General features: G+C 69.5%; 16 protein-coding genes. 14 read left to right on the top strand and 2 right to left on the bottom strand.

Annotated features, from left to right (window positions below):
• Positions 1-12 precede the first annotated feature (12 nt).
• The 4 genes from H7J86_RS04250 to nicT are packed head-to-tail and all read left to right on the top strand — an operon-like array spanning position 13 to position 3,043.
• Positions 13-786, top strand: a complete 774-nt coding sequence (locus tag H7J86_RS04250; protein ID WP_090356707.1) for a 3-oxoacyl-ACP reductase — start codon at positions 13-15, stop codon at positions 784-786.
• Between the two features lie 41 nt (positions 787-827).
• A complete protein-coding gene (locus tag H7J86_RS04245) occupies positions 828-1,574 on the top strand; it encodes a FadR/GntR family transcriptional regulator (RefSeq protein ID WP_090357262.1) in 747 nt (248 codons plus the stop codon).
• A gap of 20 nt (positions 1,575-1,594) precedes the next feature.
• Positions 1,595-1,924: an ArsR/SmtB family transcription factor gene (locus H7J86_RS04240; protein WP_267289533.1), complete on the top strand. Its 330-nt coding sequence runs from the start codon at positions 1,595-1,597 to the stop codon at positions 1,922-1,924.
• A gap of 48 nt (positions 1,925-1,972) precedes the next feature.
• Entirely contained in the window at positions 1,973-3,043 is a 1,071-nt protein-coding gene (gene nicT / locus H7J86_RS04235) for a Nickel transporter NicT (RefSeq protein WP_187099010.1), read from the top strand.
• Positions 3,044-3,058: 15 nt separating this feature from the next.
• On the opposite strand, the gene mtr is transcribed toward nicT, so the two are convergent.
• Complete coding sequence (mtr, locus tag H7J86_RS04230; RefSeq protein WP_090356701.1) at positions 3,059-4,447, bottom strand: mycothione reductase; 1,389 nt, start codon at positions 4,445-4,447, stop codon at positions 3,059-3,061.
• Positions 4,448-4,458: 11 nt separating this feature from the next.
• Positions 4,459-5,475, bottom strand: coding sequence for an alpha/beta hydrolase (locus H7J86_RS04225; protein WP_267289531.1), 1,017 nt, complete (start codon positions 5,473-5,475; stop codon positions 4,459-4,461).
• A gap of 207 nt (positions 5,476-5,682) precedes the next feature.
• On the opposite strand from H7J86_RS04225, the gene mqo reads away from it, so the two are divergent.
• The 10 genes from mqo (at position 5,683) to H7J86_RS04175 (ending at position 17,858) form a co-directional block, all read left to right on the top strand.
• Complete coding sequence (mqo, locus tag H7J86_RS04220; protein ID WP_276065024.1) at positions 5,683-7,122, top strand: malate dehydrogenase (quinone); 1,440 nt, start codon at positions 5,683-5,685, stop codon at positions 7,120-7,122.
• Between the two features lie 13 nt (positions 7,123-7,135).
• On the top strand, positions 7,136-7,603 hold the full coding sequence (locus tag H7J86_RS04215) for a GNAT family N-acetyltransferase (protein WP_090356696.1): 468 nt from the start codon (positions 7,136-7,138) through the stop codon (positions 7,601-7,603).
• A gap of 23 nt (positions 7,604-7,626) precedes the next feature.
• Positions 7,627-9,471, top strand: a complete 1,845-nt coding sequence (locus tag H7J86_RS04210) for a magnesium chelatase subunit D family protein (RefSeq protein WP_267289527.1) — start codon at positions 7,627-7,629, stop codon at positions 9,469-9,471.
• Between the two features lie 10 nt (positions 9,472-9,481).
• Positions 9,482-10,096: a cob(I)yrinic acid a,c-diamide adenosyltransferase gene (gene cobO, locus H7J86_RS04205; RefSeq protein ID WP_267289525.1), complete on the top strand. Its 615-nt coding sequence runs from the start codon at positions 9,482-9,484 to the stop codon at positions 10,094-10,096.
• Between the two features lie 11 nt (positions 10,097-10,107).
• Complete coding sequence (locus tag H7J86_RS04200; protein ID WP_267289523.1) at positions 10,108-11,460, top strand: cobyrinic acid a,c-diamide synthase CobB; 1,353 nt, start codon at positions 10,108-10,110, stop codon at positions 11,458-11,460.
• Positions 11,457-12,656, top strand: coding sequence for a uroporphyrinogen-III C-methyltransferase (gene cobA, locus H7J86_RS04195; protein WP_267289521.1), 1,200 nt, complete (start codon positions 11,457-11,459; stop codon positions 12,654-12,656). The genes H7J86_RS04200 and cobA overlap by 4 nt, the downstream gene beginning before the upstream one ends.
• Positions 12,657-12,688: 32 nt before the next feature.
• Positions 12,689-14,254 carry an MFS transporter gene (locus H7J86_RS04190; protein ID WP_170847207.1) on the top strand — a complete coding sequence of 522 codons (1,566 nt, stop codon included), beginning with the start codon at positions 12,689-12,691 and terminating at the stop codon, positions 14,252-14,254.
• A gap of 73 nt (positions 14,255-14,327) precedes the next feature.
• Positions 14,328-15,647 carry an alpha/beta hydrolase gene (locus H7J86_RS04185; protein WP_090356689.1) on the top strand — a complete coding sequence of 440 codons (1,320 nt, stop codon included), beginning with the start codon at positions 14,328-14,330 and terminating at the stop codon, positions 15,645-15,647.
• Positions 15,544-17,178, top strand: a complete 1,635-nt coding sequence (locus tag H7J86_RS04180; RefSeq protein ID WP_372517217.1) for an MFS transporter — start codon at positions 15,544-15,546, stop codon at positions 17,176-17,178. Before H7J86_RS04185 ends, H7J86_RS04180 begins: the two co-directional genes overlap by 104 nt.
• The gene (locus tag H7J86_RS04175; RefSeq protein WP_267289517.1) at positions 17,175-17,858 is read left to right on the top strand and encodes a 4a-hydroxytetrahydrobiopterin dehydratase family protein; all 684 of its coding nucleotides are present in this window, start codon (positions 17,175-17,177) and stop codon (positions 17,856-17,858) included. Before H7J86_RS04180 ends, H7J86_RS04175 begins: the two co-directional genes overlap by 4 nt.
• The last annotated feature ends 1 nt before the right edge of the window (position 17,859 follow it).

Below are 17,859 nucleotides of genomic sequence, written 5' to 3'. Positions count from 1 at the left end.
GAGGAGTGCCAGATGGATCTGACCCAGCGACTGAAGGACAAGGTCGCCGTCATCACCGGGGGTGCGAGCGGTATCGGATTGGCGACGGCCAAGCGGATGCAGGCCGAAGGTGCCGTCGTCGTGATCGGCGATATCGACCCGGTCACCGGGCAGGCCGTCGCCGATGAGCTGAACGTCACGTTCGTGCAGGTCGACGTCTCGGACGAAGCCGCGGTGGATCGGCTCTTCGACACCGCCTTCGAGGTGCACGGGGGAGTCGACATCGCCTTCAACAACGCCGGGATCAGCCCGCCCGACGATGACCTGATCGAGAACACCGAGCTGCCGGCCTGGCAGCGGGTGCAGGACATCAACCTCAAGAGCGTGTACCTGTGCTGCCGGGCGGCCCTGCGCCATATGGTGCCCGCCCAGAAGGGCTCGATCATCAACACCGCGTCGTTCGTCGCGGTGATGGGTTCGGCCACTTCGCAGATCTCCTACACCGCGTCCAAGGGCGGGGTGCTGGCCATGTCACGCGAGCTCGGGGTGCAGTTCGCCCGCCAGGGCATCCGGGTCAACGCCCTGTGCCCGGGACCGGTGAACACGCCGCTGCTGCAGGAGCTGTTCGCCAAGGATCCCGAGCGCGCCGCGCGCCGGCTGGTGCACGTGCCGGTGGGCAGGTTCGCCGAGCCCGAGGAGCTGGCGGCCGCGGTCGCGTTCCTCGCCAGCGATGACGCATCGTTCATCACCGGATCGACCTTCCTGGTCGACGGTGGCATCAGTGGCCACTACGTGACTCCGCTCTGAGCCGGCACAGTAAGTTCCGACAGATGTCCGTGTCCGATCCGATGCCGGATCCACTGCCCGCAAGTGAGCGCCCCGCCGCGGAGGCGGCGGCATCGTCACTGCTGCGCCCGGTCCGGCTGGGCAACGCCTTCGAGGACACCGTCGGGCGGCTGCTGGAGACCATCCGGCTCGGTGTGCTGGCGCCGGGGGAATCCCTGCCGCCGGAACGGGAACTGGCAGCGCGGCTCGGCGTCAGCAGGGACACCGTCCGCGAGGCCATCAAATCCCTGGCCGACGCCGGCTATCTGGTCTCCAAGCGCGGGCGCTACGGCGGCACCTTCCTGGCCACCGAAATGCCCGTCCTGCCCACCGGCGCCGAGCGGCGGGGGATCACCCGGGAGGAGATCGACGACGCGGTGCGGCTGCGGGAGATCCTGGAGGTCGGCGCGGCGCGGATGGCGGCGGGGCGCAGCCTGACCGCCGTCGACAGGGAGGGACTCTGGTCGCGGCTGCGCGACGTGCGCGGCGCCGACCCCGACGACTACCGCAGGCTGGACTCCCGACTGCACCTGGCCATCGCCGAGGCCGCGGGATCACCGTCGCTGGTACCGCTGGTGGCCCAGAACCGGATGCGGATCAATGCCCTGCTGGACCAGATCCCACTGTTGTCGCGCAATATCGCGCACTCCGACGAACAACACGAGTCCATCGTGATGGCGATCCTGGCCGGGGACGCCGAGGGTGCCGCGGCCGCGATGGCGGCCCATATCGCCGGCTCGACCGCGCTGCTGCACGGTTTCCTGGACTGACGTTCACTACGATTCATCGGGTGACCGATACCGGGGACCCCGCCGTCGTGCAGCGCGCATCCGCCGCGCTGTCCGATGTCGACACCGGTGGCTGGGCTCGGCGCTTCGATCTGCTCTCCGATCAGCATCGGCTCGAGATCCTGCTGTCGCTGCACCGGGCTCCCGGCATCTGCGTCAGCGATCTCGCCGCCGCGCTGGGGCGTTCGGAGAATGCGGTGTCACAAGCGCTTCGGGTGTTGCGCGATCAGGGCTGGGTCACCAGCACCCGGGTCGGCCGGATGGTGACCTACCGGCTCGACGACGAGGTGGTGCACGACTTGCTGCACTGGATCGGCGCCCGGCACTCCTGATCATCTGTTCATCTAGACAGATGTCACCGGGCGTCCTACGCTCCGTTGATGGCCTCGCGCTTCGATCGCTCCGACGTGATCTCGATTGCCACCATCGGCGGTGTGGTCCTCGCGCTCCACGTATTCGGCTGGGGCGTGCTCATTTTCGGGGTGGCGCCCCAACACATCACCTTGGGCTCGGCCGGTGTGTTCGGGGTCGGGCTCGGACTGACGGCGTACCTGCTCGGCGTTCGGCACGCCTTCGACGCCGACCACATCGCGGTGATCGACAACACCACGCGCAAGCTGGTGGGTGAGGGAACCCGGACCTTGTCATCCGGGTTCTGGTTCTCGCTCGGGCATTCCAGCGTGGTGTTCGGCCTGGCGTTTCTGCTGGCGCTCGGCGTGCGCGCCGTCATCGGCCCGGTACAGGACGAGGGTTCGGCGATGCTGCAGACCTTGGGCCTGATCGGCTCGGTGGTCGCGGGCACCTTCCTCATCCTGATCGGCCTGACCAACCTGGCGGCGGTGGTCGGTATCACCAAGGTGTTCCGGGCCATGCGCAGCGGTGAGCTGGACGAGACCGAACTCGAGCGGCAGTTGCACCGCCGCGGCTTCCTGGCGCGGTTGCTCGGCAGGGTGATGGACCGGGTCAGCAAGCCGTGGCACCTGTACCCGGTCGGCCTGTTGATGGGTCTGGGATTCGACACGGCCACCCAGGTGGCGCTGCTGGTGCTGGCGGCCGGGGCGGCAGCGTTCACCCTGCCCTGGTACGCCGTCCTGGTGCTGCCGGTGCTGTTCGCTGCGGGGATGAGTCTGTTCGACAGCCTGGACGGGATCTTCATGGCCCGCGCCTACGGCTGGGCGCTGCTCAAGCCGATCCGCAAGGTGTACTACAACCTCACCGTCACGGTGCTCTCGGTCTTCGTCGCCCTGGTCATCGGCGTGATCGTGCTGACCGGTCTGCTCGTCGACCGGCTGGGCATCACGTCGGGCCCGCTGGCCGTCGTCGGTTCGGCCGACCTGGAATTCGTCGGCTTCGTCATCGTCGGGTTGTTCGTGGTGACCTGGCTGGTCTCCCTGGGGATCTGGCGTTTCGGCCGGATCGAGGAACGCTGGGAGGCCGTGCCGGGAGCCTGACCACTCCGGTCCGGGTCAGAGCAGGCCCAGCAGCGCGTTCTCGATCACCTCCGGCAGGGCCGGATGGATCCAATACTGCTTGGTGGCAACCTCTTCGGCGGTCTGGCCCAGGCTCATCGCCTGGATCAAGGGCTGGATGATCGAGGAGGCCTGGTACCCCAGGATGTGCGCACCCAGGATTCGGCCGGTGCCACGCTCGCCGATCAGTTTGGCGACACCGACGGTGTCCTCCATTGCCCAGCCGTACGCGGTGTCCCCGTAGTTCTGCACCTTGACCACGATGTCCAGGCCGGCGTCTCGCGCCTCGGATTCGGTGAGGCCGACCATCGCCATCTGCGGCTCGGTGAACACCGCCGAGGGCACGAACCGGTGATCGCTGGCCACCATCGAGGCGGTGTCATCCCAGTCTTGGAGCAGGTTGTGCCGGGTCACGCGCATTTCGTGATTGGCCACATGTTTGAGCTGAAACGCCGAGGACACATCGCCGAGCGCGAAAACGCCGCGCGCCGTGGTCCGCTGGTACTCGTCGACCACCACGCTGCCGTCCTCGACGGCCACCCCGGCCGTCTGCGCGTCCAGCAGGTCCCCGTTCGGGATCCGGCCGGTGGCGACCAGCAGCACATCGGTGTCGATCTCGGACCCGTCGTCGAGTTCGAGCACCGTGCGTCCCGCCTCGGTCCGCGCGCCGGTCACGTTGACGTGGGTGCGCAGATCCCACTTCTGCTTCGCCAGGTCGGTGAAGCGATGGCAGATCGTCTCATCGCAGTGGGTGAGCATCCCCGGCCCGCGCACCACGACGGTCACCCGTACCCCGAGCGCGGAGAACACGTGCGCGAACTCCGCGGCCACGAAACCACCGCCCACGATCACCAGATGCTCGGGCAGTTCCTCGATCCGCATGATGGTGTCGCTGGTGTGGTACGCCACGCCGCAGTCGTGGATCGCCGGCGGCACCGTGGCGCGCGAACCCGCCGCGATGACCACCTGATCCGAGCTGAACTCGTCACCGGCCTCGGTACGCAACAGGTAGCGGCCGTCCCGCACGCCGGTGAACCGGGTGTGGTGGGAGTACACGTCGATATTGGACAGCCCGCGTTTGTAGGCCTCGCCACCGGCCGCGATCGGGTCGATACGGCCGAAGACCCGGTCGACGATATCGGGCCAGCGGACCCCGTCGATATGCGCATCGATGCCGTACCGGGCCGACGTCCGCACCGTGTGGGCGACCTCGGCCGCGTAGACGAACATCTTCGTCGGAATGCAGCCGACATTGAGGCAGGTGCCACCGAAGGTGCCCTGCTCGCAGAGGGCGATGCGCATATCGCCGTAGCGGGCGTCATACCCGGGGTCGGGGATGCTGTTGCCCGAGCCGGTACCGATGATGGTCAGGTCGTAATGCTGCACGCGGTTGCGCCCTATCCGGATTGTGTTGTGAATGAACGATTCTGGTTACTCAAGTACCAATCCAACCAGGCGTCGAGCTCCCGGTAGGCGGCGGCCCGCGGCCCGGCCAGGGACAGGAACACATCGTGCTTGGCGTCGGTGATCGGCACCACGGTGACGCGGTTGCCGACACACCCGGCCCACCGCGCGATCTGGGCGACATCGAGTACCGCGTCCCCGCGCTGGATGAGGTCCGGGTCGGAGGACTCCGCGACGCTGTGCCCCGACCGCAGGATCAGCGAGGGCACCCCGACATCCAGGCCGCGGTGCAAGCGCGCCTGCGCACGCCGGATGGCGTTGATCCAGCCGAACGTCACCGGGAACCCGCCCAGCGGTTTCCATTCCAGGTCGTAGTCGAATTCCCCCGCGTGGTCGCGGTGCAGGGTGCTGCCGTAGCCGCCCTCGGCGACGGGCCTGCGGATGACCTGCATCTTGCGCAGCCGGGCCAGGGCGATCAGTGCCGCCGAGGTCGGCGCGCTGCGCAGGATCGCCGGTCCGTGCAGATCGAACCACGGGCTGTTGAGCACCAGACCCGTGATGCGCCCGTCGGCGCCGCGGCGGCGCAGCCGGTCCAGCCACAGCGTCACGATGAGCCCGCCGGCCGAATGGCCGTACACCAGCACCTCGGCGGCGTCGATATGCGCCAGCGCGGCCTGCAGCGCGGTGTCGTAGCGGGCCAGGTCGGTGGTGAAGTGCGGGGTCTGCCCTTCCAGCCGGGACCGGCCGCACTTGGGCAGGTCCAGGGCGTAGACGTCGAATCCGCGGGCGGCGAAGCGGTCGGCGAGCTCGGTGTGGAAGAAGTAGTCGGTGAACCCGTGCACCACCAGCACGGCCCGGGCGCGCGGGTTGTCCCGCTCCCGGTGCACCAGGGTGGCCACCAGGTCGCCCTCGCCATCCGGGTCGGCTCCCAGCGCCAGGGTGAGCGCCCGGTAGCCGGGCAGGACGTCGGGCTTCCATTGCGCATGCGAATGGCCCTGCGATGCCGTCACGGCTTCACCCTATCCGCACGCCTATCCGCACAGGTGACCGAAAGCACCCGGCACGGCCCGTTACCCGGTGGACCCGTCGCGATAACCTGAGAACCAGAAGAACCGTCGCGTACCACCTGCGGCGGGCCATGCGACACGAAGGACCAGCCAACGGTGTCTGACCCCAAGGTAGCCAAGACCGACGTCGTGCTCGTCGGTGCGGGAATCATGAGCGCCACCCTCGGCGCGCTGCTGCGACTGGTCGAGCCCAGTTGGTCGATCACGCTGATCGAACGCCTCGACGGCGCCGCTGCCGAGAGCAGCGACCCGTGGAACAACGCCGGCACCGGGCACTCGGCGCTCTGCGAGCTGAACTACACGCCGCAGAAGGCCGACGGCACCATCGACATCACCAAGGCCGTCACCGTCAACGAGCAGTTCCAGGTCTCCCGCCAGTTCTGGGCCTACGCCGTGGAGAACGGTGTGCTGCCCGACGTGCGCAACTTCCTCAACCCGATCCCGCATGTCAGCTTCGTGCACGGCGCGGCCAACGTCGCCTACCTCAAGGCCCGCCGCGAGGCCCTGGTCGGCAACCCGCTGTTCGCCTCCATGGAGTTCATCGACGACGCCGACGAGTTCGCCCGCCGGTTGCCGTTGATGGCGGCCAAGCGGGACTTCTCCGAACCGGTCGCGCTGAACTGGACCCAGTCCGGCACCGACGTCGATTTCGGTTCGCTCTCGCGCCAGCTCATCGGGTACGGCGCCGCCCAGGGCATGACGACGCTGTTCGGCCACCAGGTGCGCAACCTGCGCAAGGAGTCCGACGGCACCTGGACCATCAGCTACGTCAACCGGCGTACCCGCGAGAAGTACAAGATCAACGCCAAGTTCGTCTTCGTCGGCGCCGGTGGCGGTGCGCTGCCCCTGCTACAGAAGGCCGGTATCCCGGAGGCCAAGGGGTTCGGCGGGTTCCCCGTCGGCGGCCAGTGGCTGCGCACCGACAATCCCGAGCTCGCGGCGGCGCACCAGGCCAAGGTGTACGGCGCGCCCCCGCTCGGCGCACCGCCCATGTCGGTGCCGCACCTGGACACCCGGGTGATCAACGGGCGGTCCTACCTGTTGTTCGGTCCGTTCGCGGGTTGGTCGCCGAAGTTCCTCAAGCAGGGCAAGGTCACCGATCTGCCGCTGTCGGTCAAACCGAACAACATGACCTCGATGCTCGGTGTCGGCTTGACCGAGACGAGTCTGCTCAAGTACCTGATCGGCCAGCTGCTCTTGAGCGAGGCCGACCGGGTCGAGACACTGCGCGAATTCGCGCCCAGCGCACGCGATTCCGACTGGGAACTCGATATCGCGGGCCAGCGTGTGCAGGTGATCAGGCGCCAGGGTGCCGGTGGCGTGCTGGAGTTCGGCACCACCGTGCTCTCGGCGGCCGACGGCTCCATCGCCGGTCTGCTCGGGGCCTCGCCCGGAGCGTCGACCGCGGTGCCCGCCATGCTGGAGGTGATGGAGCGCTGCTTCGGGGACCGGTACCCGTCCTGGCAGCCCAAACTCAAGGAGATGGTGCCGTCGCTGGGTACCAAGCTGTCCGGCGAACCCGGCCTGTACCGCGAGGTATGGGATTGGGGCACCAAGGTGCTGCAGCTCGACACGCCGGCAGCCGTGTGACGACGGTGCGCCGATGACGGTCGCGCTGCGCCGGAGCTGGGCGCAGGATCTCGACGCCGCCACCCTCTATGAGCTGCTCAAGCTGCGCGTCGAGGTGTTCGTGGTCGAGCAGGCCTGCCCCTACCCGGAGCTCGACGGCCGTGATCTGCTCGCCGAGACCCGGCACTTCTGGCTGGAAAGCCCTGACGGACAGGTGATTTCGACGTTGCGGTTGATGGAGGAGCACCCCCGCGGGGAGAAGGTGTTCCGAATCGGGCGGGTGTGCACCAAACGCACCGAACGCGGGAACGGGCACACCGCCCGGCTGATGCAGGCCGCCATCGCGGAGGTCGGCGACTATCCGTGCCGGATCGACGCGCAGACCTACCTGCAGGAGATGTACAGCGCGCACGGTTTCGTCCGCGACGGTGACGAATTCCTGGAGGACGGCATTCCCCACGTGCCGATGATCCGGCCGGGCTTGGGAGCGGGACAGCAATAGTGACCTCGACAGTGAGCTCTACGATGGCGAACTACCCGTTCAGCGCGCTGGTGGGCCACGACCGGCTCCGTCTTGCGCTCATCTTGTGCGCGGTGCGCCCCGATATCGGTGGGGTGCTGATCCGCGGCGAGAAGGGCACCGCCAAATCGACCGCGGTACGCGGCCTGGCGACCGTGCTGTCCCAGGTCGACGACGAGGCGCGGTTGGTGGAGCTGCCGATCGGTGCCACCGAGGACCGGGTGGTCGGATCGCTGGATCTGCAACGGGTGCTGCGCGACGGCGAGCAGGCCTTCCAACCGGGTCTGCTGGCCCGGGCCCACGGCGGGGTGCTCTACGTCGACGAGGTCAACCTGCTGCACGACCACCTGGTCGACGTGCTGCTGGACGCCGCCGCGATGGGCCGCGTGCACATCGAGCGGGACGGTATCTCGCACAGCCATGACGCCCGGTTCGTCTTGGTGGGCACCATGAATCCCGAGGAGGGGGAGCTGCGCCCGCAGCTGCTGGACCGGTTCGGGCTCACCGTCGATGTGGCAGCCTCGCGTGATGTCGATGTGCGCGTCGAGGTGATCCGGCAGCGGCTGGCCTATGAGGCCGACCCGCGGGGGTTCGCCGACCGCTACGCCGACGAGGACGCCGCACTGGCGGCCCGGATCACCACCGCCCGGGCCGCGCTGGTCGATGTCGTGTTGCCGGACAACGAGTTACGGCGGATCGCCGCCCTGTGCGCGGCCTTCGACGTGGACGGGATGCGCGCGGATCTGGTGCTGGCCCGCACGGCGGTGGCACACGCGGCCTGGCGTGGTAGTACGACCGTGGCCGAAGAAGACATCCGGATCGCCGCGGAACTGGCGCTGCCGCACCGCCGCCGCCGTGACCCGTTCGACGATCCGGGACTGGATCAGGATCGCCTCGACGAGGCGTTGGCCGCGGCCGATCAATCGGAGCAGGAACCGGATCCCGACCCGCCGGGCGGCGGTGGGGCCGAAGCATCCGAGGGCGCCGAGGCGTCCGATGGCGCCCAGAGTCCTGCGCCGCAGAGGAATTCGGGCAACGGTGCGAGCCGTCCCAGCGCGCCGCCCGCGGCGACCTTCCGGACCAAGGCGCTGCTCGTCCCGGGTGTCGGTGAGGGCGCCCCGGGCCGCCGTTCGCGGGCGCGCAACCGCACCGGCGCCACCGTGGCGGCCACCGACGTACCGGGCGACGGTCACGGGGTGCATATCTTCGCCTCGGTGCTGGCGGCCGCGGGCAATCAGCGCCGGGCCGGCCGGCCGCGCATCGGGCCCGAGGATGTCCGGCGCGCGGTGCGTGAAGGCCGGGAGGCCAACTTGGTGATCTTCGTGGTCGACGCCTCCGGGTCGATGGCCGCGAGGGACCGGATGTCGGCGGTCAGCGGTGCCACGCTGTCGCTGCTGCGGGACGCTTACCAGCGTCGCGACAAGGTTGCGGTGGTGACCTTCCGTCAGGACCGGGCGCAGGTGCTGCTGCCCCCGACCTCCTCGGTATACATCGCCGGACGACGACTGGCGCGCTTCGACACCGGGGGCAAAACCCCGTTGGCGCAGGGTCTGCTGGCCGCACGCGACGTCGTGTTGCGGGAGAAGGCGCGGGACCGGTCCCGGCGCCCGCTGGTGGTCGTGCTCACCGACGGGCGGGCCACCGGCGGTGCCGATCCGCTGGGCCGCACCGAGACGGCTGCCCGGTTACTGGTGGCCGAGGGTGTCGCCGCCGTGGTGGTGGACTGCGAGACGTCCTACGTGCGACTGGGGTTGGCCACCCGGCTGGCTCAGCAGCTCGATGCCCCCGCGGTCCGTCTGAGTCAGTTGCAGGCCGGCGAGCTGACCTCGCTGGTCAAATCAGCAGCCTAGGAGATGTCTCATGCCACAAGGGCAACCGCTCACGGTTCCGAATGACGGGCTGACCACCAAGGCGCGCCGCAATGCTCCCTTGCTCGCGGTGCACACCGGCCCCGGCAAGGGGAAGTCGACCGCAGCCTTCGGTATGGCGCTGCGCGCCTGGAACCAGGGTTTCGATATCGCGGTGTTCCAATTCGTCAAGAGCGCCAAGTGGAAAGTGGGCGAGGAGAGCGCCTTCACCGCCCTGGGCCGGATGCACGACGAGCACGGTGTCGGCGGGCCGGTGCAGTGGCACAAGATGGGGTCGGGCTGGTCGTGGACGCGTAAGCACGGGTCCGAGGTCGACCACGCCGAGGCGGCCCGGGACGGCTGGGCCGAGATTCGCAGCCGGCTCGCGGATGCGCGCCACGATTTCTACGTCCTCGACGAGTTCACCTATCCGCTCAAGTGGGGCTGGATCTCCGTGGAAGAGGTAGTCGAGGTGCTGGCCGACCGCCCCGGTAACCAGCATGTGGTGATCACCGGCCGGGACGCGCCGCAGCGTCTGCTGGAGGCCGCCGATCTGGTGACCGAGATGACCAAGATCAAGCACCCGATGGACGCCGGCCGCAAGGGTCAGCGCGGTATCGAGTGGTAGCGACGGTGAGCGTGGCGACACCAGCGGTCATCATCGCCGCCCCCGCCTCGGGCAGCGGTAAGACCACGGTGGCGACGGGTCTGATGGGCGCGCTGCGCCGCGCCGGACACCGGGTCGCCCCGTTCAAGGTGGGTCCCGACTTCATCGACCCGGGCTATCACGCCCTGGCCACCGGGCTGCCGGGTCGGAATCTGGATCCCGTGCTCGTCGGGGAGGACCTGATCGGCCCGCTGTACCGGCACGGCAGCGCGCACGCCGATATCGCGGTCGTCGAGGGCGTGATGGGTCTGTTCGACGGCCGTATCGCACCCGACCCCGGGCCGGCCCGCGGATCCACCGCCCAGGTCGCGGGCCTGCTCGGTGCGCCGGTGGTGCTGGTGGTCGACGCGCGGGGCCAGAGTCAGAGCATCGCCGCACTGCTGCACGGCTTCTCGACCTTCGACAGCGGGCTGCGCTTCGCCGGGGTGATCCTCAACCGGGTCGGCTCGCCGCGCCATGAGCAGGTGCTGCGGCAGGCCTGCGAACAGGTCGGCGTACCGGTGCTGGGCGCCATCCCGCGCGCCGGAGAACTCGAGGTGCCGTCCCGCCATCTCGGCCTGGTGACCGCCGTCGAATACGGCCGGCACGCCGAACGGGCCGTGGCGGCGATGGCCGATCTGGTGGCCCGCCACGTCGACGTGGCCGCCGTGGTCGCCGCCGCCGGGTCCGGGGTCACCGCTGCGCCGTGGAGTCCCGCGGTGGCCGAACCGGTGCGCGGGGTGACCGTCGCCCTGGCCGCCGGGCGGGCCTTCAGCTTCGGCTACGCCGAACACCGGGAACTGCTCGTCGCCGCCGGGGCCGATGTCGTCGACTTCGACCCGCTGGCCGACGAACTGCCTGCCGCGGCGACCGCCGTCGTCATCCCGGGCGGTTTCCCGGAGCAGTTCACCGCCGAACTCTCGGCCAACGAGACGGTACGGGCCCAGATCCGGGAGCTGGCCGCCGCGGGCGCCCCGGTGCACGCCGAGTGCGCCGGGCTGACCTATCTGGTCGACGATCTCGACGGGGTACCGATGTGCGGTGTGCTGGCGGGCACGGCGCGGTTCACCGAACGCCTGACCCTGGGTTACCGGGACGCGGTGGCGGTCACCGACTCGTCGCTGCACCGGGTCGGCGAGCGGGTCTCCGGACACGAATTCCATCGCACCGCAGTCACTTTCGCCACCGACTACGAGCAGGCCTGGGCCTATCGGGGCGGGCTGGGCCGCGACGGCGCGGTGCACCGCGGCATCCACGCCGGCTACCTGCATACCCACCCGGCCGCACACCCGCAGGCCATCACCCGGTTCGTGGCCGCCGGTGCAACCTTTAAGCTCGCCGGGTGAGTTCAGAGAACGCCTACCTCGTCGGTCTGCGCCTGCACGGGCGCAAAGTTGTCGTCGTGGGCGGTGGCAGCGTGGCCCAGCGCCGGTTGCCGCTGCTGATCTCGGTCGGGGCGGATGTGCATGTCGTCACCCGATCCGCCACCCCGGCGGTCGAGGCCATGCACCCGATCACCCTGACCCTGCGCGACTTCCGCGACGAGGATCTGGACGGCGCCTGGTACGTGCTGGCCGCCACCGACGATCCGGACGTCAACGCCGCCATCGTCGACGGGGCCGAGCGGCGCCGCATCTTCTGCGTGCGCGCCGACGCCGCGCGGGACGGCACCGCGGTCACCCCGGCTTCCTTCGAGTTCGACGGCCTGTCGGTCGGCGTGCTCGCCGGCGGGCAGCACCGGCGGTCGGCGGCCATCCGCACCGCCATCCACGAAGCGCTGCTGCGCGGCCTGATCTCCGGGCAGGCGCCGGACACCGTGCACGAGGGGGTCGCACTGGTCGGCGGGGGACCGGGTGACCCCGAACTGATCACGGTGCGGGGACGGCGGCTGCTGGCCCACGCCGATGTCGTCGTCGCCGACCGGTTGGCCCCGCCGGAACTTCTCGCCGAGCTGGCCCCGCACGTCGAGGTGATCGATGCCGCCAAGATCCCGTACGGGCGGGCCATGGCACAGGAGGCCATCAACGAGGTCCTCATCGACCGCGCCAGGGCCGGCAAGTTCGTGGTGCGGCTCAAGGGCGGTGACCCGTTCGTCTTCGCCCGCGGCTACGAAGAGGTGCTCGCGTGCGCCGAGGCCGGGATCCCGGTCACCGTGGTGCCGGGTGTGACCAGTGCCATAGCGGTTCCCGCGCTGGCCGGTACGCCGGTCACGCACCGCGCCGTCAACCACGAGTTCGTGGTGGTCAGCGGCCATGTTGCGCCGGAGCATCCCGAATCGTTAGTGAATTGGAATGCGCTGGCCCAGATGACGGGGACCATCGTGTTGCTGATGGCCGTCGAACGCATCGAACTGTTCGCCGATGTCCTGCTGGCGGGCGGCCGACCTGCGGATACGCCGGTCCTGGTGGTGCAGCACGGCTCGACGGCCGCCCAGCGGACGGTGCGTGCCCGGCTTTCCGACGTTGCCGACACGGTCCGCAGCGAGGGAATCAGGCCGCCGGCGATCATCGTGATCGGGCCCGTGGCCGGTTTCGGGAGTTAAAGGATTCTTAAGATTACTGTAAGGTAACCCGCATGACGGCTCTCAACGACGCAGAGCGAGCGCGCGGGAACAACCGCGCGCTGCCTGTTCGCATCGAGCATGACGGGGCGCAGCGCGGCGGTCGGCTTCCGGCCTGGCTGCCGTCCTGGAACTTCATCGCCGCGGTCATCGCCATCGGCGGCATGCAGCTGCTGGCCACGATGGACAGCACCGTCGCGATCGTCGCTCTGCCCAAGATCCAGGACGAACTCGGGCTCTCGGATGCCGGCCGCAGCTGGGTGATCACCGCCTACGTGCTGACCTTCGGTGGACTGATGCTCCTCGGCGGCCGCCTCGGCGACACCATCGGGCGCAAGCGCACCTTCATCGTCGGCGTCGCGCTGTTCACCATCGCCTCGGTGCTGTGCGGTGTGGCCTGGGACGAGGCCACCCTGGTCATCGCCCGCCTGCTGCAGGGTGTCGGCTCGGCCATCGCCTCACCGACCGGGCTCGCGCTGGTCGCCACCACCTTCCCCAAGGGTCCGGCCCGCAACGCCGCGACCGCCGTGTTCGCCGCCATGACGGGCGTCGGCTCGGTGATGGGTCTGGTGGTCGGTGGGGCACTCACCGAGGTGTCCTGGCGGCTGGCGTTCCTGGTCAACATCCCCATCGGCCTGGTGATGCTCTACCTGGCGCACACCACCCTCAAGGAGACCGACCGCGCTCGGATGAAGCTGGATGCCGCCGGTGCCATCCTGGCCACCCTGGCGTGCACCGCCGCGGTCTTCGGCTTCTCGATGGGCCCGGAGCAGGGCTGGCTGTCGCCGCTCACCCTGGCCTCCGGCGCCGGCGCGGTGCTGTTCGGCTTCGCCTTCTTCTATGTGGAGCGCTCCGCGGAGAACCCCGTCGTGCCGTTCTCGCTGTTCCGGGACCGCAACCGTGTCGCGACCCTGGCCGCGGTGTTCCTGGCCGGCGGTGTGATGTTCACGCTGACCGTGCTGATCGGCCTGTACGTGCAGGACATCATGGGCTACAGCGCGCTCAAGGCGGGTATCGGTTTCATCCCGTTCGTCATCGCGCTCGGTATCGGACTCGGCGTCTCCTCGGTGCTGGTGTCCAAGTTCGCGCCGCGCTGGCTGGTCATCTCCGGTGGTGTGCTGGTGCTCGGTGCCATGATCTACGGCTCGACGCTCAATGCCGGTATCCCGTACTTCCCGAACCTGGTGCTGCCCATCACGGTCGGCGGTTTCGGGATCGGCATGATCGTCGTCCCGCTGACCGTCTCGGCCATTGCCGGTGTCGGTTTCGACGAGATCGGTCCGGTCTCGGCGATCGCCCTGATGCTGCAGAACCTCGGCGGGCCGGTCGTGCTCGCGATCATCCAGGCCGTGATCACCTCGCGCACCCTCTACCTGGGCGGTACCACCGGCCCGGTCAAGAACATGGACGCCGCCCAACACCACGCGCTGGACCAGGGTTACACCTACGGTCTGTTGTGGGTGGCCGCGGTGGCCGTCCTGGTGGGCGCCGTCGCGCTGTTCATCCGCTACTCGGCCGAAGAGGTCGCGCACGCGCAGGAAGTCAAGGACGCGCTGGACGCCGGAGAGCTCGACGGTTGAGCGGTCAGTTGCCTCACAGGCAGCCGCTCTAGCCTGACGCCGTGACCCGTATGCCCGCGCCCGCCGTCTGACGGTGTGGCACTTCCTCGGCACCGTCCCGCTGACACACGGTTTACTGCCCCCTCTGATCGAGATCGCCACGCTGGCCCTGGTGGTGCCCGCCGCGGTGCGTCGGGGACGTCGGCGCGTGCTCGCGCTCGCCGCGGTCTGTGGGGTGGCGCTGGCGGGCGGTGTGCACTCCTATATCGCGGCCATCGGCATCGCCGGTGATCCGGCGCCGCGGCCGTTGTGGCTGTGGATCGCGCTGACCGGATTCTGCGCTGTCGTCGCCGTGCTCGGCTGGGTTCGGACCCGGTGGTGGCGGCGTGTGGTGTCGGTTGCCGCGGTGCCGGCCTGCGCGCTGTGCGCGGTGCTGATGATCAATGTCTGGGTGGGGTACTTCCCGACGGTGAACAGTGCGTGGACCAGGCTGGCAGCCCCCGCGGTACCGGATCAGGCCGACCGGATGACGGTCACCGAACTGCAGTTGGCGCACGCACATCCAGCGCACGGGGTGGTCCTGCCGGTGACGATCAGCCCGGCAGCCTCCCGTTTCGCCCATCGTGACGAGTTGGTCTACCTGCCGCCCGCCTGGTTCGCCAGCAATCCGCCGCCCAGGCTGCCGACGGTCATGATGATCGGCGCGCAGTTGAACACCCCGGCGGACTGGCTGCGGGCCGGCGATGCGGCCGCCACGATCGATGCCTTCGCGGCCGCCCACGGCGGGACCGCACCGGTGTTCGTCTTCGTCGACCCCACCGGAAGCTTCGACAACGACACCGAATGCGTCAACGGGACGCGGGGAAACGCTTCGCTGCACCTGACCAAAGACGTGGTGCCCTACATGATCTCGAACTTCGGGGTGAGCCCCGACCGGAGCAGGTGGGGCATCATGGGCTGGTCCATGGGCGGTACCTGCGCGGTCGAGCTGAGTGTGCGGCGCCCGGAGCTGTTCAGCGCCTTCGTCGATATCGCCGGTGACCTCGGCCCCAACTCGGGCACCAAGGAGCAATCCATCGACCGCCTGTTCGGTGGCGACTCGGCCGCATGGGCCGAATTCGATCCGGCGACGGTGATGGCCCGCCACGGTCGGTACACCGACCTGTCGGCACGGTTCGTGGTGCCCAGCGGGGAGCCGGGGCATGACCCGTTGGCCAACCCCGAGGGGCAGGACGTCGCCGCGAACACACTCAACGCCCTCGCCCGCACCTACGGGATCGACGGCGCCGTGCAGACCTGGCCGGGCCGGCATGACTGGGCGTTCGCATCCCGGGCATTCGCAGCGACGTTGCCGTGGCTGGCGGACCGGCTCGGCATCCCCGGGACGCCCAACCCCGCCGTCCACGCCGCCTGACCATCGTCCCGGTAGCCGGTGTGGGCCGCAGGTAGGGTCGGGTGGCATGTCAGCGTCAGACCGTGGCATCGCGCGCCTGTCGGACAAGGTGATGGGTGTCGCCATCGTCGCCATCACCGGCATGCAGTTGATGTCGACCCTGGACGGCACCGTCGTCATCGTCGCGCTGCCCCACATGCAGGCCGAACTCGGCATGACCGATGCGGCCAAGAGCTGGGTCATCACCGCCTATGTGCTCACCTTCGGTGGCCTGCTGCTGCTCGGCGGACGGGTCGGCGACGCGATCGGGCACAAGCGGGCGTTCATCTCCGGCGTCGGGGTCTTCACCATCGCATCGCTGGTCTGCGGGCTGGCCACCGAGCCGTACACCCTGATCGCCGCGCGCGCGGTGCAGGGTGTGGGTGCCGCCGTCGCGGCACCGACCGGACTGGCGCTGATCGCCACCACCTTCGCCGTCGGCCATGCCCGCAATCAGGCGCTGGCGGTGTCGGCGGCCATGCAGGGCCTCGGTTCGGTGCTGGGGCTGGTGCTCGGCGGCGCCTTGACCGGGTTGTCGTGGCGGCTGGCCTTCCTGGTCAACGTGCCGATCGGCATCGTCATCGTCTGGATCGCGGTGACCAGGCTCGCCGAGACCAGGCAGGAGCGGCTCAAACTGGACGTCACCGGCGCCCTGCTGGCCACCATGGCCTGCACCTGCGCCGTGCTGGTGTTCACCCAGGGGCCGCCGCTGGGCTGGACCGACCCCTGGGTGATCGGCGCCGGGGTGGCGGCCGCGGTGTTCTTCCTGGCATTCCTGATCGACGAGCGGGGTGCCGACAATCCGCTGGTACCGCTGTCGATGTTCGACGACCGCAACCGGGTGGCCTCGTTCGCCGCCTATTTCCTGGCCGGCGGGGTGATGCTGACGCTGAGCGTGATGATCGGCCTGCTGGTCCAGGACGTGCTCGGCTACTCGCCGCTGCGGGCCGGGATCTGCTTCATGCCGTTCGCCCTCGCGTTCGTGGCCGGGAATGTCGTCGCGACCCGGCTGGCGCCCCGGGTGGCACCGCGGTGGGTCATCGTCGGCGGCGGCCTGCTGGTGCTGGCCGCGATGCTCTTCGGATCCACCTTGGACAGGTCGATCCCGTACTTCCCGGACCTCTTCGTCCCGGTGGTGGTCGGTGGCGCCGGGATCGGCGTCATCTCGGTGATCCTGCCGCTGTGCACGCTGGCCAAGGTCGGACCGCGCGACATCGGGCCGGTGTCCTCGGTGACGTTGATGGTCTACAACCTGGGTGGCCCGCTGGTCCTGGTGGTCATCCAGGCGGTGCAGACCTCGCGCACCCTCTATCTCGGGGGCACCACCGGGCCGGTCGGGGCCATGACACCGGCCCAGTTGGACGCGCTCGGCCACGGTTACACGTATTCGTTGCTGTGGGTGGCGGCCATCGCCGTACTGGTCGGGGTGGCCGCCTTGTTCATCGGATTCTCGGCCCGCGATATCGCCCAGGCACAGCACACCAAGGAAGCCGTGGACGCGGGGGAGCTATGACCGACGCAGCACTGCCCAGCCGTCAGCAGATCTCCGATGCGGTCAGCGCGCTGGGCTGGCGGTTGGTACTCGGGGCCCTCCACACCGAGGTGCGGGTGCCCTCGCTGACGGATGCCGCCGCCGTCGCGGTGACCGCGGCGTCGGCAGAGGGCGCACAGGACCGCCTCGGCGTCGACATCAGGGCCGACCGGGCGGTGCTCCGAGTGCGCTCGGCGCGCGGGGTCACCACCGAAGACATCCGGCTGGCGCAGGCGATCTCGGCCGTCGTGGCCGCGGGTGGCCGGGCCACGACGGTGGGTGCGGTGTCGGTTCAGGCCCTGGAGATCGCCATCGACGCGCTGGACATCCCGGCGGTGCGGCCGTTCTGGAAGGCGGTCACCGGGTACGTCGACGAGTCCGGTGCGTCCGACCTGACCGCCGGGCTGGTCGACCCCGCCGGTCGCGGTCCGGCGATCTGGTTCCAGCAGATGGACGCGCCGCGGGTGCCGGGCGGGCAGCAGCCGCGGAATCGCCTCCACCTCGATGTGGACGTCCCGCACGACGACGCGCCGGCCCGTATCGGGGCGGCGCTGGCGGCGGGCGGCGTGCTGCTCAGCGACCGCCGCGCGCCGGCGTTCACGGTGCTCGCGGATGCCGAAGGCAACGAGGTGTGTGTCTGCACGTGGCAGGGCCGCGATTAAG

This window comes from Mycobacterium hackensackense (assembly GCF_025822555.1).
Taxonomy (GTDB): domain Bacteria; phylum Actinomycetota; class Actinomycetes; order Mycobacteriales; family Mycobacteriaceae; genus Mycobacterium; species Mycobacterium fluoranthenivorans.
This window is presented reverse-complemented; position numbering and strand designations above follow the sequence as displayed.